The organism is Sphingomonas taxi (assembly GCF_000764535.1).
In the GTDB taxonomy this organism is placed as follows: domain Bacteria; phylum Pseudomonadota; class Alphaproteobacteria; order Sphingomonadales; family Sphingomonadaceae; genus Sphingomonas; species Sphingomonas taxi.
The window spans coordinates 2,958,720-2,973,085 of sequence record NZ_CP009571.1; the positions used below are offsets into that span (position 1 = coordinate 2,958,720).

The 14,366-nt window shown below is 69.9% G+C and carries 12 protein-coding genes; 3 read left to right on the forward strand and 9 right to left on the reverse strand.

Going from position 1 to position 14,366, the window contains the following annotated elements; genetic code table 11:
* The first annotated feature begins 67 nt into the window (after positions 1 to 67).
* Positions 68 to 1,534, forward strand: a complete 1,467-nt coding sequence (locus tag MC45_RS13460; protein WP_038664105.1) for a M23 family metallopeptidase — start codon at positions 68 to 70, stop codon at positions 1,532 to 1,534.
* 30 nt (positions 1,535 to 1,564) lie between these two features.
* Here the strand turns inward: MC45_RS13460 and MC45_RS13465 are convergent, their stop codons facing one another.
* The 6 genes from MC45_RS13465 to MC45_RS13490 form a co-directional block, all read right to left on the reverse strand.
* Positions 1,565 to 3,247, reverse strand: coding sequence for an ATP-binding protein (locus tag MC45_RS13465; protein WP_038664108.1), 1,683 nt, complete (start codon positions 3,245 to 3,247; stop codon positions 1,565 to 1,567).
* A gap of 68 nt (positions 3,248 to 3,315) precedes the next feature.
* A complete protein-coding gene (locus MC45_RS13470) occupies positions 3,316 to 4,086 on the reverse strand; it encodes a TIGR02186 family protein (protein ID WP_179944540.1) in 771 nt (256 codons plus the stop codon).
* Positions 4,083 to 4,997, reverse strand: a complete 915-nt coding sequence (locus MC45_RS13475; protein ID WP_038664111.1) for a sulfite exporter TauE/SafE family protein — start codon at positions 4,995 to 4,997, stop codon at positions 4,083 to 4,085. The genes MC45_RS13470 and MC45_RS13475 overlap by 4 nt, the downstream gene beginning before the upstream one ends.
* A 40-nt stretch (positions 4,998 to 5,037) precedes the next feature.
* A complete protein-coding gene (locus MC45_RS13480) occupies positions 5,038 to 5,778 on the reverse strand; it encodes a hypothetical protein (RefSeq protein ID WP_052075676.1) in 741 nt (246 codons plus the stop codon).
* Between the two features lie 314 nt (positions 5,779 to 6,092).
* Positions 6,093 to 7,454, reverse strand: a complete 1,362-nt coding sequence (locus MC45_RS13485) for a glycosyl transferase family protein (protein ID WP_038667425.1) — start codon at positions 7,452 to 7,454, stop codon at positions 6,093 to 6,095.
* Between the two features lie 384 nt (positions 7,455 to 7,838).
* On the reverse strand, positions 7,839 to 8,333 hold the full coding sequence (locus MC45_RS13490; protein ID WP_038667428.1) for an outer membrane protein assembly factor BamE: 495 nt from the start codon (positions 8,331 to 8,333) through the stop codon (positions 7,839 to 7,841).
* Positions 8,334 to 8,456: 123 nt separating this feature from the next.
* On the opposite strand from MC45_RS13490, the gene MC45_RS13495 reads away from it, so the two are divergent.
* Positions 8,457 to 8,963, forward strand: coding sequence for a ubiquinol-cytochrome C chaperone family protein (locus MC45_RS13495; protein WP_245640728.1), 507 nt, complete (start codon positions 8,457 to 8,459; stop codon positions 8,961 to 8,963).
* Positions 8,960 to 9,478: a YceD family protein gene (locus tag MC45_RS13500; RefSeq protein ID WP_038664118.1), complete on the forward strand. Its 519-nt coding sequence runs from the start codon at positions 8,960 to 8,962 to the stop codon at positions 9,476 to 9,478. The genes MC45_RS13495 and MC45_RS13500 overlap by 4 nt, the downstream gene beginning before the upstream one ends.
* A gap of 73 nt (positions 9,479 to 9,551) precedes the next feature.
* On the opposite strand, the gene MC45_RS13505 is transcribed toward MC45_RS13500, so the two are convergent.
* The 3 genes from MC45_RS13505 to MC45_RS13515 form a co-directional block, all read right to left on the reverse strand.
* Positions 9,552 to 10,622 (reverse strand): AI-2E family transporter, encoded by a 1,071-nt coding sequence (locus tag MC45_RS13505; protein WP_038664121.1) that lies wholly within the window; start codon positions 10,620 to 10,622, stop codon positions 9,552 to 9,554.
* Between the two features lie 400 nt (positions 10,623 to 11,022).
* Positions 11,023 to 11,562, reverse strand: a complete 540-nt coding sequence (locus MC45_RS13510; protein ID WP_038664123.1) for a SixA phosphatase family protein — start codon at positions 11,560 to 11,562, stop codon at positions 11,023 to 11,025.
* Positions 11,559 to 14,288, reverse strand: a complete 2,730-nt coding sequence (locus tag MC45_RS13515) for an ATP-dependent DNA helicase (RefSeq protein ID WP_179944541.1) — start codon at positions 14,286 to 14,288, stop codon at positions 11,559 to 11,561. The genes MC45_RS13510 and MC45_RS13515 overlap by 4 nt, the downstream gene beginning before the upstream one ends.
* Positions 14,289 to 14,366: the final 78 nt, after the last annotated feature.

Genomic DNA, 14,366 nt, shown 5'->3' on the forward strand with positions numbered 1-14,366 from the left:
CCACAGTGCTGCGACCCGACGCCGGGGGACGATCGGCGACCAATTCCACGATGAGGCGCCTTCCCGCGTGTTCTTGCGCACCGATCAGGGTTTCGATCTCGCCGGCGGCACCGCCGCCCGGCCGTTCGGCCGCGCGCTCGCCGTACCGCGCCGGCTCGGGCCGCTGGAGCGGCTGCGCGGGCGCGACTGGACGCCCGACCTCGGCGCGCAGATCGGCAGCGGTGATTGGTGGCGCGGCCTCGCCACCTTCGGGACGCTGATCGGCGCGGTCTGGGCGCTCGCTCCCGGTATCACGCCTCTGATCGGCGCCACCCCCACACCGCTCGCCGGCACCGCGCTCGAGGAAAGCCGCGCGCTGGCGATCGCGCCGCTCGCCTGGGGCGGGGACACCGGCCACCGCATGGCGGCGAACGACCTCGTCGCGCCGCTCGCCGAAGCCCCCGAACGCCCGATCGTCGAGCTCAACGCGACGCTCGGCGAAGGCGACGATTTCGACCATGTGCTGATGCGCGCCGGCGTCGGCCGCAACGATGCGCGCGCCGCCGCCGGGCTCGTAGCGCAGGCGGTGACGCTAGGCGACATCGCGCCGGGCACGCGCATCGCGCTGACCCTCGGGCGCCGCCCGGCGAAGACGGTGGCGCGCCCGCTCGACAAACTGGCGCTGCGCGCGCGTTTCGACCTGGCGCTCAGCCTCGATCGCGGCGCCGGCGGCCTCGCCATGACCCGCAAGCCGATCGCGGTCGACAGCACGCCGCTGCGCATCCAGGGGCTCGTCGGCTCCAGCCTCTATCGCTCGGCGCGGGCCGCGGGTGCGCCGGCGCGTGTCGTCGAAAGCTATATCAAGGCGCTCGCCACCCGTCTGTCGATCGGCCGCGACGTCACCGCCGCCGACGGCTTCGACCTGATCGTCGAACAGCAGCGCGCCGCCACCGGCGAGGTGCGGCTGGGCGACCTGCTCTATGCGGGCATCGATCAGGGCCGCCGCAAGGTGCAACTGGTACGCTGGGACGACGACGGCAAACCGTCATGGTTCGACGCGCACGGCCAGAGCGAACGCCGCGGCTTCATGGGCATGCCGGTGGCAGGGCGGATCACCTCGTCGTTCGGCTATCGCATGCATCCGCTGCTCGGCTATCTCAAGATGCACAAGGGGCTCGACATCGGCGCGCCTTACGGAGCGCCGATCCTCGCCGCGCTCGACGGCGTCGTCCAGGGTGCGGGCCGGTCGGGCGGCTACGGCAATTTCGTCAAGCTCGTCCACGGCGGCGGCCTCGCCAGCGGCTATGGCCATATGAGCCGGATCGCGGTGGCGCGGGGCGAGCACGTCCGCCAGGGACAGGTAATCGGCTATGTCGGCTCGACTGGCCTGTCGACCGGGCCGCATCTCCATTGGGAGGTCTGGCGCAACGGCCAGACGATCAACCCGCGCTCGATCTCGTTCGCGAGCGTCCAGGCGCTGTCCGGTGAGAGCCTGCGCCGCTTCAAGGCGCGCGTCGCGGGACTGCTGGCGGTGAAACCGGGGCATACCTCTTAAGTCCTCCCCTTGCCGAGGGAGGAATTTGGATTAGCGCCCCTGCGCGCGCCAGCGCAGGACGGTGCGCTGGATGATCGCATCCTCGCCGCCCGCGTCGCGCCATAGCGCAGAGAACAGCGGATCGCCCGATGCCGGCCGCTTGCCCTCCTCGAGTGCGTCGAAGCTCACCCGGATCGGCACCGCGACGCCCTCGCCGCAGATGATCGATTCGCGGTTGCGCAGCGCGGGGATCGAATCGAGGAACCCGCGCGCGCCCTCGGGCATCGCCGCGCGGACGAACGCCTGGTCGCGCTCGTTGTTGAGCCGCATCGCGATGATCGTGCCGCATTGCGACAGCACGCCCTCCTCCAGGTCGGACGGCCGCTGCGTGATCAGCCCCAGGCTGACGCCATATTTGCGCCCCTCCTTGGCGATCCGGCCGAGGATGCGCCCGACCGAAGCGTTGCGTCCCTCGTCGCGCGCGCTGCTTGGAATGTAGCGATGCGCCTCTTCACAGACGAGCAGGATCGGCCGCTGCGGCTCGTTGCGCGACCAGATCGCGAAGTCGAACGTCATCCGGCTGAGCACCGCGACCACCACCGAGGTGATCTCCGACGGCACGCCCGACACGTCGATGATCGAGATCGGCTTGCCGCCGCCGGGCATGCGGAAGATGCGCGCGAGGAAGTCGGCCATCGTATCGGCGACCAGCATCCCCGAAAACATGAAGCTGTAGCGCGGATCGGCCTTGATCTCGTCGATCCGGCTCTTGAGCCGCAGATAGGGCGAGGTGTCGCCGGCGCGATCCATCTTGCCCATCTCGGCGCTGATGATGTTGGTGAGGTCGCTGAGCAGATAGGGGATCGGCGCGTCGACAGTCAGCTTGGCGATCTCCTGCCCCAGCCGGTTCTTGGCGCGCGCCATCAGCAGGCATCGGGCGAGGATGTCGCTGTCGGCCTGGCGATCCGCGGCGGAGGCGGTGACGAACACCTCGCAATGCTCTTCGAGATTCATCAGCCAATAGGGCATGGCGAGATTGTTGACGTCGTAGATCGCGCCATTGGTGCGGAACGCCGCGGCATATTCGCCATGCGGATCGATCATCACGACATGGCCCTGCGGCGCCAGTTCGCAGATGCGGTGGAGGATCAGCGCCGCGGCGGTCGACTTGCCGGTGCCGGTCGACCCGACCAGCGCGAAATGCTTGCCGAGCATCGCGTCGACGTACAGCGAGGCGCGCACGTCGCGGGTCGGATAGACGGTGCCGATCTTGATGTGCGGCTGATCGGCGGCGGAATAGATCTGTTCGAGGTCGCGCGTGGTGATCGCGAACACGTCGCAGCCGGGGATCGGATAGCGCGTCACGCCGCGGCGGAAATGGTAGAGCTTGCCGGTCAGCCGCTCCTCGTCGCCCTCGCCGAGGAAGTCGATGTCGGCCGCGACCCAGTCGTTGCCGGCGCCGTCCAGCACCAGGCTGCGGATGTTGGCGATCAGCCACGCGCCGCCGACGCGCATCTTGATCTGACCGCCGACCTGCCCGGCGGTGGCGACCACCGGATCGGCATCCTGCGCGACCAGCTCGAGCGCGTTGCGATCGAACAGCACGCGGCTGCCGCCGCCGGCGACCGCCAGGACGCAGCCGATCGCCGCCGGCCCGGCGCCGTGGCCGACCGCCGCGGCGGCCGAAAGGGGCGTCGCACCCGCGAATACGCTCGGGCCGGGCATCTCGGTCATTGCGGCAGCATCCTGTCCATCGTCTGCCGAGCGCTAGCCGGGAGCCGTTAAGATACCGTCATCGCATGCTATATCCGCCGCGCGATCCACCCGGCGGCAAGCCCGAGACCGACCGACAGCACCACCGCCGCCAGCCCGTAGAGGATCGACCGGCGCTCGGCAGCGCGCGCGACGAAGCGCTCGAACCCCGATTTGCGGATGTCGATCTCGCGCACCGCGGCGGCGAGCACGCGGCCGTCGCGGATCAGGAAGGTCTCGGCGGTGAACCGCCCGACCGGCACGCGCGCGGGGATGGTCAGCCGGGCGCGATACAGCACGCCCTCGCTGATCTCGACCGCGTGCGGTGCCTCCAAATACAGGCCGGCGCGCCGCTTGAGATCGACCAGCCCGCGCTGGAATCCCTGTTCGACCGTGATCGCGCTATTCGATCCGGGCGACAATTGCAGGCTGTCGAGCCCGAGTTCGTAGATCGCACGGGTGCGCTCGTCGACGATGCGCTCGATCGGCCGCGACGAGGCGAGCGCATAGAAGCTCGGCACCGAACTGTAGCGCTGATGCTCGGCATTGACCCAGATGCCGGCGACCTTCTTCTTCTCGCGCACCAGCACCGGCTGCGTTGGTCCTTTCACGACGACGACGATGTCGGTCGGCGCCTCGCCCCGCGGCAGGCGGCCGCCGGGGTAGAGGATGGCGCCGAACAGCAGCAATTCGGCACCGGTGAAACTGTAGGCGATCTCGATGTCGCGCTGCGACACGTCGGGGACGAGCACCGGCTTGTCGGCCGGGGCGGGTGCCTGCGCCGACAGCAGCAGCGCGGCGAACGGCAGCCAGCGCCTCACGTCAGCTCGACCGTGAAGATCTCCTCCGGCCGCCAGACGAGGCCGAGCAGGATGCGCAGGCCGACGAGCAGCACCATGATCGCCAGCGCGAGGCGGAGATATTCGGGCTTCACCTTGGTCGCGAACCGCGCGCCGAGCTGCGCGCCGATCACCGACCCGATCAGCAGCAGCCCGGCAAGCACGATGTCGACCGCCTTGGTCGTCAGCGCGTGGACCATCGTCGCCACCGCGGTGACGAACAGGGTCTGGAACAGCGAGGTGCCGACGACGACGCTGGTCGCCATGCCGAGCAGATAGATCATCGCCGGCACCAGGATGAAGCCGCCGCCGATGCCGAGCAGGATCGTGAGGATACCCGTCCCGAAGCCGAGCAGCAGCGGCGCCAGCGGCGAGATGTAGAGGCCCGAGGCGTAGAAGCGCGTGCGCAGCGGCAGCGCGGCGACGAGCGGATGATGGCGGCGCTTGCGCGGTTTCATCGGCCGCCGGCCGCGCGCGACGCCGATCGCACCGATCGATTCGCGCGCCATCAACGTGCCGATCGAGCCGAGCATGACGACATAGACGATGCCGATCACCGTATCGATCTGTCCGCTCGCCTGTAGCAGGCGGAAGATCCACGCGCCGGCGAAGCTGCCGACGATGCCGCCCGCGACGAGCACCCCGCCCATCTTGGTGTCGACGCCGTTGCGGCCGAAATGCGCGATCACTCCCGAGACGCTCGCGCCGGTGACCTGGCTCGCCGAGGAGGCGGCGGCAACGGTCGGCGGAATGCCGTAGATGATCAGCAGCGGCGTGGTAAGAAAGCCGCCGCCGACCCCGAACATCCCCGACAACAGCCCGACGCCGCCGCCAAGCAGCACGATGACCAGCGCGTTGACCGACAGATTGGCGATGGGAAGATAGACGTCCACGGGGCGGCTTTATACGCGGCTGGCGGCTGCCGACCAGCCGTCACCACCCACTGCCGAGCGACAAAGCCGGCCCCGAACCCGGCCGCGACCGGCCGGCAACGCGCTGCCGCCAGTCGACGGCGACGCGGATGCGCGGTTCGCAGGGCAGGTCGAGGCCTATCGTCGGCCCGACATCGAACCGTTCCGCACCGGGCTGAACGCCGCCCCACAGTCCGGCGCCGGCATCGATCGCCATGCCGCGAATCGCGCCCAACGGATGCGCGGCACGAATCGCGCCGTCGGCGAAGAAACCGATGTCGCGCCGCGCGACCACGCCAGTCTGGCCATAGCCTTCCACCATCAGATCGCGTTGGACCGGCATCGGCCCGAACCCTCCGACCAGCCCGAGCATCGGCCCGCTCGCAGCGCCATCGATCGAGAAGCGCTGTTCGGCGAGGACATGGATCGGCGCATGCGTCGGCTGCCAGTCGATCCCCAGCGCGATCTCCCTGCCCGGCCCGGCGAGCGGCGCCGACACCCGCGCGGACACCGCGACGCGCTGCGCGCCGTCGAGAGGATAGGTCAGCCGCAATCCTGCCTGCGATCCGCCGAGCTGGCTTGCCGGCACGTGCGCCTCACCGCCGCCGGCGCGGACGATCAGCCAGCCGCTGCCGGCCAGCCGATTGCGGATCGGCGGCGGCGGCAGAGCGACCATCTCCAGCCTTGCCACGGGTATGACGGCGTTGCGATCCTGCGGGAAGGCGCGCGACGCGATGGCCGGGAACGGTGGCACCAGCGTCATCTCGTTCGGCCGGTATGGCCTCTGGACCTCCTGACGTGCCCGTATGACGACGGCCGTCACCACGTCCGCCTTTGGGTGCACGCCCGCACGGGACTGGGATTGCGACGCCGCCTGCTCCGAAGCAGCCAAAGACGCTCCAGCGGCACCCGATAGTCTTCGCCTCTTGCGGGAAGGGCTCCCCACGCGCCGTTCGCGACCGACGTCCACCGCCATTTCCGATCGCTCCGTGACCGCCCGGCGCCACACGTCCGTCACCCGCATCCCCGCCCAGAACCCGAGCCACAGCAGCAGGAACCGGAACGGCCGGCTGACCTTCATCCCAGCGTATCGATGTCGGGAAAGGCGTGGACCGTCTTGTCCCATACCGGCGAGTCTCCGCGCAGGAACAGCGCGTAGCGGCGCAGCGCCAAGGGGGTCGCGAGCAAGGCTATCAGATTGGCGACGAGGACCCGCGGCACCGACCAGCAGCCCTCGCGCCAGCCGTAAGCGCTTGTCGTGCACACGATCCGCACCGCCACGCGCCAACCGAGCAGCAGCGTCGTCGTCCAGCACAACCAGCCGGCGATATGCTGCCCGGTATCGGGAACGCCGCTCAGCCAATGCGCCGTCGCTACCGCCACCCACAACAGTATCGCGCCATAAGCGACGCCGAGCACGACCACCGAGATCAGCGCCCGCCGGTCACGCATCCGCATCCAATGGTCGGCGAACGCCCCCGGCAGGCCCCAGCCGATCCGGTCCCAGCCGGCAAGGGCGATGCCGGTCATCCACCGCGCCTTCTGCCGGATCGCGGTTTGAAACGTCTCGGGGAAATAGGCCCGCACGGCGACGAGGCTGCGATCGTGCGGGTCCCATATCCGCGCGAAGCAGACGCCGCCGCCGCGGCCGGCGACGTGCAGGCCGAGTTCGTAATCCTCGGTGAGGCAGGACGCATCGAACGGCGCGCCGCCCCGCTCGACGGCGATCTCGCCGAGGACGTCTGTCCGGATCGCGCATCCGGTTCCCGCCAGCGGCAAGGGCGCACCCAGCATCGCGCGCACGGGCTGCTGCATGCCATGCGCATAGGCGAATTCGTCGGCATAGTGGCCCGACACCAGCGATCCCGATCGGATCAGCGGCAATACCGGCACCTGCACCACCGCATAGCTCTGCAACAATGCGTCGAAGACCCGCAGTTCGGCCGGATGAACCACGTCCTCGGCATCGTGGATGACGATCGCCTCGGTCGGCCGCTCCGCCGCGGCATCGTCCCGTTCCAGCGCAGCCCATAAGATATTGAGGCAATCCGCTTTGGTCGTCGGACCATCGCGCGGACCGACGATCACACGGATGCGTGGATCACGTTCGGCAAATCCTTGCGCCGCCTCGATCGTCGCGGGATCGTTGGGATAGACCCCGACGTACACGCGATAGCCGGAATCACCGAACCGCGAGGTCGTCGCCGCCAGCATCGCCCCGATTACCGCCTCCTCGCGCCAGGCCGGGACGAATATCGCGAACAATGCGGGCACCGCCCGTTCGGGCAGATCGCTCACCCACCGGCGCGGTGCCTGCCAGTGCCGCAGCCGATCGACGAAAAAGCAGAGGTCGACACCAAGATCGTCGACCCCGCCGATCAGGAACCAGGTCGCCGCGAACAACATCGACTCGCGCACGGCGCCGTCCAAGACGACCATCAGAAAATCCAAGACCCCCGCCCCGCATTTCTAGGCGACAACATCCGCAACGGATGCTTTTGAGCAAGGAGAATTCGTCAAGCCATTAGGAATATTGAGGCCGAACGGCCAATCCTTCATGCAAATCGCAATACGGCGGCATGCTTATCTCGAATTATCAATAAGATGCCTGACGGGGCGGGAAATATGGGTCACGCGAGCGGTGCCGGACCGGTCCTGCCGCCCACATAAATCGCGCCGGCTCGCAGTAACGGTGCGAACCATTCCGTGGTCGGCGCGTTACTCGCCACTGATCCCTTTTCCCCTTTCGGGATCAGTGCCGGTCCAAGCACGGCACGGTCGCGCCGATGCGTAGCAGGCGGCGCGGCCAACGTGCTGGGCGGGTTACGGCGTGTCGCGACCGCCGCCGGTGCCGCGGCCCGCGCCGCCACCCGCACCCGCAGCACCGACCGTGCCGATGTTGCCGAACAGATCCTCGAAGAAGCCGCGCTTGCGACCCAGCGTCGGCGTCGTCTTGCCATATGGATCGATGCTGGCGATCTGCTCGACGCCGGTGCGCGTCACCGACTTGACCGTGCCGTTGGGATCGAAGCTGATCTTCAGCGCGATCTGGTCCTTCGCCTTGGGCTTCTGGAAGTTGAGGTTGCGGCTGTCGCGCGCGACATAATACCAGTCGCGCGTGCCGAACTGGCTGGCGATCGTCGGCTGGCCGAGCGTGCTCGCCACCGACTGGCGGTTGTCGACACCCGGCTGCACCGAATTCACCAGATCGGCATCGATGATATAGCCCTGATGCGACCGCAGCGGCGCGCAGGCGCCCATGGCGACGGTCAGCCCGAGGGTCAGCCCGAGGCCGATACGGGCAAAGGATACGCTCATCACTATCTCCAGCGGCAGCGCCACGCCATGTCGATTGCATCGCCCGCCGATCGCCTCGATATGCGAAGCACGGGCGGGCTTCAAGCGCCGGGGCCATGTTGGCGCGAATGGTGAGGATATGCCGTGGGTTGGTGGGGACGATTGTTTGGCGAACGCCGTGAAGAGGCGTTGCCGCTGTACAATGCGGTGGTGACGCGCGGACGCGCCGAACATTGGTATCTGGCCGGCGGCGTACCAGACACGGTCGACGGCCGCTTCGACATGATCGCCGCGGTGCTGGCGATGGTGCTGCTGCGGCTGGAGCGCGAGCCCGCCGCGGCGGCGCTGTCGGCGCATCTCACCGAGCGGTTCGTCGACGATATGGACGGGCAATTGCGCCAGATGGGCATCGGCGACATCGTCGTCGGCAAGCATATCGGCAAGATGATGAGTATGCTCGGCGGCCGGATCGGCGCCTATCGCGACGGGCTGGCGAGCGGCGATCTCGGCCCGGCGCTGGTCCGCAACCTTTATCGCGGCGCGGCGCCTGCGCCGCAGGCGCTGGCCGCGGTCGCCGCCGATCTGACCGCGCTGCACGACGCGCTCGCCACCGCCCCGCTCGACCGCCTCGTTGCCGGAGACCTGCCATGACCCCCGAATTCAGCCGCCCGGAACGACTCGATGCGATCGGCGCGGGCGAGCGAGAGGTGCGCATCGCCGCGACCGAGGCCGAACGGGCGGCACTGGCGGTGCGCTTCGGCGTGCTGTCGGTCGAACGGCTCGACGCCACGCTCCGGGTCAAGCGCGAGGCGGCGGGGATCGTCGTGCGCGGCCGCGTCACCGGCGCGGTGGTCCAGGCCTGTTCGGTCACCGACGTGCCGCTCGACGCGACGATCGACGAACCGGTCGCGCTGCTGTTCGTCGAGGCGCTCGACGAGCAGGAGGAGGTCGAGCTCGACGCCGGCGCGCTCGACACGGTCGAGATCGAGGGCGGCGCGGTCGACCTCGGCGAGGCGGCGGCGGAGACGATGGCGCTGGCGCTCGATCCTTTCCCGCGCAGTCCGGATGCCGAGACGGTGCTGCGCGAGGCCGGCGTGATCAGCGAGGACGATCATCGCCCGTACAGCCCGTTGCAGGACCTCAAGTCGCTGCTGGGCAAGGGGTAGCGCTTCCACCCCCGCCCTCTCGTCATCCCGACGTTCGTCGGGATGACGAGAGGGCGGGTGGTGTGGGCGATTCCTACGCTTCGCCGCCGCGCCCGCCATGGCGCTGCTCGGTGAGGATCTGCCACCCGGTGATGAACAGCGCCGCGACCAGCGGGCCGACGACGATGCCGCTGATCCCCGCCACCTCGATGCCGCCGAGCGTCGTCACCAGCACCAGCCAGTCGGGGATGCCGGTATCGCGCCCGACGAGGATCGGCCGCAGGATATTGTCGGCGAGCCCGATCACCGCAACGCCCGAGACGATTACCACGACGCCTTGCCACACCGCGCCGGTGGCGAGCAGGTAGATGGCGACCGGCACCCACACCAGTGCCGGCCCGATCGCGGGCAGCAGCGCCGCCAGCGCCATCAGCAGACCCCAGAGCAACGCCGCCGGCACCCCGACGATCCAGAAGGTCACCGCGCCCAGCGCACCCTGCACGAGGGCGACGACGACCGACCCCTTGATCGTCGCGCGGACGACGGCGACGAACTTGTCGATCAGCCGGTCGGCGACCGGCCGTTCCAGCGGCAGCGCGTCGCGGATCACCGGCCCGAGCCGGTCGCCGTCGCGCAGCAGGAAGAAGGTGACGTACAGCCCAACGCCGAAGGCGAGCAGGAACGCCGCGGCATTGCGCCCGATCGACAGCGCCTGCGACGCGATCGACTGGAAGCTGCTGCGCAGGCCCTGCGCGATCCGCGCCTGCGCGGTGTCGAAGCTGCCGAGCCCGGCGCGGTCGAGCGGATGCTGCACCCATTGCGGCAGCGCGTCGTGAACCTGTTCGAAGTAGCGCGCGAAATCGATCTGGCCGCTCTGCACCTTGGCATAGACGCCGGCCGACTGGTCGACGACCATGCCGGTGATCGCCAGCGCCGGGATGATGACCGCGACGAGGATGATCAGCAACGTCGCTGCCGCCGCCCAGTTGCGCCGCCCCGGCATCTTGGCGAGCAGCCAGTGGAACAGCGACTGGAACAGGATCGCCGCGAGCAGGCTCCACAGCAGCGCCGCGACGAACGACGACACGACGAGCAACAGCCCGCCGGTGATCAGCGCCAGGAACAGGATCAGCCCGCCCGATTCGAGCCGTCGTCTATCGATCACGTCATTCCCCTTCGTCGTCCGTCCCCGTGCGGACCGGGGCAAGAACCCGTCAGGACCGTTTCGGGTCCGTCTCGGTCCTGCGGTGAATCATGCAAAGGCGCGAAGGCACGAAGAAGAAGGACGATTTGGTTCGCGCGGAGGCGCGGAGGCGCGGAGAGGTTGCGCCTGTCGGACGGTCACCGCGTACCACAAGCGTGGTCCTGACCAGATCGGCGCGCAAAGGCGCAGAGGGACGAGCGCGATTCCGTCGCGATGCCGATCTGCGCCGGAAAGATGAAGCGCCTTCGGCGCAACGGGCACGCTTCTCGGCGCCTCTGCGCCTCTGCGCGCAAAACCCTTCTTCTCTCCGCGCCTCCGCGCTTCCGCGTGAACCGGTCTTCTTCGCGCCTTCGCGTGAAAATCAGCGCTCGTCGGGCCCGAGGCTCGGATCGAGGTCGCGCGGCCGTACGAACCGGCGCAGATCGCCGCCGCCCTCCGCCACCGCCGACCAGTCGGCGATATCGAAGGTCATCTCCGCCAGCGTCGCGGTCGGGTACTTCTCCTCGACCAGCGCCCGCAGCCCGTCCGGCGCCGCCGGCACCAGCATCAGCACCAGATCCTCGAGCCCCGGATTGTGCCCGACGAGCAGCACCCGCTCGGCCTCCGCCGGCAGGTCGTGCACCACGTCGAGCAGAGTCGCCGCCGAGGCGAGATAGATACGCCGCTCCCACGCAGGCGCCAAGTCGCGGCCATAGCCCGCCGCCACCGCATCGAGCGTCTCGCCGACGCGCACCGCCGGCGAGGCGACGACGTGATCGAAGGCGAGGTCGAGGCTGCGCATCTTCCGGCCCACCGTTTCGGCGGCGCGCCTGCCCTTGGCGTTGAGCGGGCGGTCGAAATCGCGGCTCACCGGATCGTCCCAGCCGGACTTGGCGTGGCGCAGCAGCGTCAGCGTCTTCAACCGGCGTCTCCGTGGTGCATCGCGGGAGCCGCCTCATGCCCGATGTGAGTCGGTAAGGAAAGCCGCGCCTGCACCCGCGCCACCGCCTCGTCGAGCGTCACCCGCGCGATGCCGACGCCGGGCGGAAACGCCGACAACAGCCGCGACGGCATCGCCGACGACAGCATGACGAACGCGCCGCGATCGTCGGCGCGGCGGATCAGCCGCCCGAACGCCTGCGCCAGCCGCGCCCGCACGATGCGATCGTCATAGGCCGACCCGCCCCCCGCCAGCCGCCGCGCGGCGTGCAGCACGCTCGGCTTGGGCCAGGGCACGCCCTCCATCACCACCAGCCGCAGCGACGATCCCGGCACATCGACGCCGTCGCGCAGCGCATCGGTGCCGAGCAGCGAGGCGTGCGGATCGTCGCGGAAAATATCGACGAGCGTGCCGGTATCGATCGGATCGACGTGCTGCGCGTGCAGCGGCAGCCCCTCGCGCGCCAGCCGGTCGGCGATGCGGCCGTGGACACCGCGCAGCCGCCGGATCGCGGTGAACAGACCGAGCGTGCCCCCGCCCGCGGCGACGATCAGCCGCGCATAGGCGTTGGCGAGCGCGGGCAGGTCGCCACGCTTGACGTCGGTGACGATCAGCACCTCGGCATTGGCGGGATAGTCGAACGGGCTCTTCGCCTCGAACCGTGAGGCGGCGCGGGCGAGATGCGGCGCCCCGACGCGCGCCTCCGCCGTTTCCCAGTCGCCGCCGCCGGTGAGCGTCGCCGAGGTGACGAGCGCGCCATGTGCCGGCTTCAGCACGATCTCGGCGAACGGCCGCGTCGGGTCGAGCCAGTGGCGGTGCAGGCCGATATCATATTCGCGCCCCTCAACCCGGTCGACCGCGAGCCAGTCGACATGCGCCGGATCGACCGGGCCGCCGACGCGCGCGAGCAGCGACAGCCACGCCGCCACCGTCTCGGCGCGCCAGCCGATCGAGGCGATCGCCCCCTCGACGCGCGCGCGCGCCGGCGCATCCATCCAGTCGGGCGCCTCGGCGAGCACCGCCTCCAGCCGCCGGCCCAGCGTCACCAGCGGCCGCACCAGCGCATCGAGCGCCGCCGCGGCGGGCGCCGCCGCCTCGATCAGCTCGGGGGTCGGCTCGGCGAGTTCGGTCTCCAGCCCGTACCCGGCGTCGCCCGGCTGTTCGGCGCGCGCATAGGTCAGGCCGCGCACCGCGGCGAGCAGATGCTCGATCGGCCCGAACGGCGCGCCTTCGTTGATCCGCCCCAGCCAGCCGTCGCTGGCGAGATGCCGCGACGCCTCGATCGCGTCCTGGATCGCGATCCCGCCCTGTTCGTCGTAACTGGCGACGTCGGACAGCCGCGCCTGAAGCCCACGCCGCCGGCCGCGCCCGCCGCTCTCCGGCCCGAGGATCCAGCGCCTGAGCTCGATCGTCTCCTGTCCGGTCAGCGCGGTGGCGAACATCGAATCCGCCGCCTCGAACAGATGATGGCCCTCGTCGAAGACGTAGCGCGTCGGCCGCGTCGTCGTCTCGCGACCGCGCGCCGCATTGACCATCACCAGCGCATGATTGGCGATCACCACGTCCGCCTCCGCCGAAGCGCGCGCGGCGCGCTCGATGAAGCACTTCCGGTAATGCGGGCAGCCGGCATAGACGCATTCGCCGCGCCGGTCGGTCAGCGCGGTCGGGCCGTTGCGCCGGAACAGCGTCGGCAGCCAGCCGGGCAGGTCGCCGCCGACCATGTCGCCATCCGCGCTATATGCCGCCCAGCGCGCCACCAGTTGCGCGAGGATCGCCGCGCGGCCGGCGAAGCCGCCTTGCAACGCATCCTCTAGATTGAGCAGGCACAGATAGTTCTCGCGGCCCTTGCGCGTCACCACCTTCTGCCGGCGCAAGGCAGGATCGGGGAACAGCCGCTCGGTCTCCTTCGACAATTGCCGTTGCAGCGCCTTGGTATAGGTGCTGATCCACACCGCGCCGCCGGCCCGCTCCGCCCACAGCGAGGCGGGCGCGAGATAGCCCAAGGTCTTGCCGATCCCCGTCCCCGCCTCGGCGAGCACCAGATTGGGTGCGTCGCGCATCGCGCGCGGGGCGAAGGCATCGGTCGCCGCCGCAGCGAAGGCGCGCTGGCCGAGCCGCTCCTCGGCGCCATGGCCGGTGAGGTCGGCGAGCCGCGCCTCGGCGTCGGCGGGCGGGATCGCGACGGTCAACGGTGCCGGCCGCGGCGCCTGTTCCTCCCATTCGGGCAAGGTGGAGAACAGCCAGCGCTCGTTGACCTGCGGCTTGGCGAGCAGCGGTGCGAGCGCGGGTCCCCACGGCCAGCGCAACCGGGTCAGCGACTGCGCCGCGGTCCACGCGCCCTCGCGTTCGGGCCAGTCGCCCTGCGTCACCGCGAGCAGCGCCGCCGCCGCCTCGCGCAGGAAGGCGGCGACGCCCTCGTCGGTGTCGGGCGGCGACAGATCGACCGCGCGCGCCAGCCCCCTGGGCGTCGGCACCGCGAACCGCGCCGGATAAAGAAAGGCGAACAGTTCGAGCAGGTCGAGCCCCGACAATTCGGGATAGCCGAGCCTTTGCCCGACGAGCGGCGCGTTGAGCAGGATCACCGGCGTGTCGGCGGCGATGCGGATCGCCTCGCCGCGCCCGATCGGCCGCGTCCCCTCCGCGGTGGCGATCCAGATGCCGCCATGGCTGGCGTGAAGGGCGGGATAGGGGATCACCCGTGCCGCCATAGCCCGCCGGAACAGAATGGCAACCGGACCCGGGTGCAACTCGGCGGCGCATCGCACGTTCGGCACGGGTCATCCGCC

Bases quoted from the DNA above. Each gene is read 5' to 3' on its own strand.
- MC45_RS13515 (WP_179944541.1), bottom strand. From the start codon at position 14,288: ATGGCGGCACGGGTGATCCCCTATCCCGCCCTTCACGCCAGCCATGGC.
- MC45_RS13490 (WP_038667428.1), bottom strand. From the start codon at position 8,333: ATGAGCGTATCCTTTGCCCGTATCGGCCTCGGGCTGACCCTCGGGCTG.
- MC45_RS13480 (WP_052075676.1), bottom strand. From the start codon at position 5,778: ATGACGCTGGTGCCACCGTTCCCGGCCATCGCGTCGCGCGCCTTCCCG.
- MC45_RS13485 (WP_038667425.1), bottom strand. From the start codon at position 7,454: ATGGTCGTCTTGGACGGCGCCGTGCGCGAGTCGATGTTGTTCGCGGCG.
- MC45_RS13465 (WP_038664108.1), bottom strand. From the start codon at position 3,247: ATGACCGAGATGCCCGGCCCGAGCGTATTCGCGGGTGCGACGCCCCTT.
- MC45_RS13500 (WP_038664118.1), top strand. From the start codon at position 8,960: ATGACCCCCGAATTCAGCCGCCCGGAACGACTCGATGCGATCGGCGCG.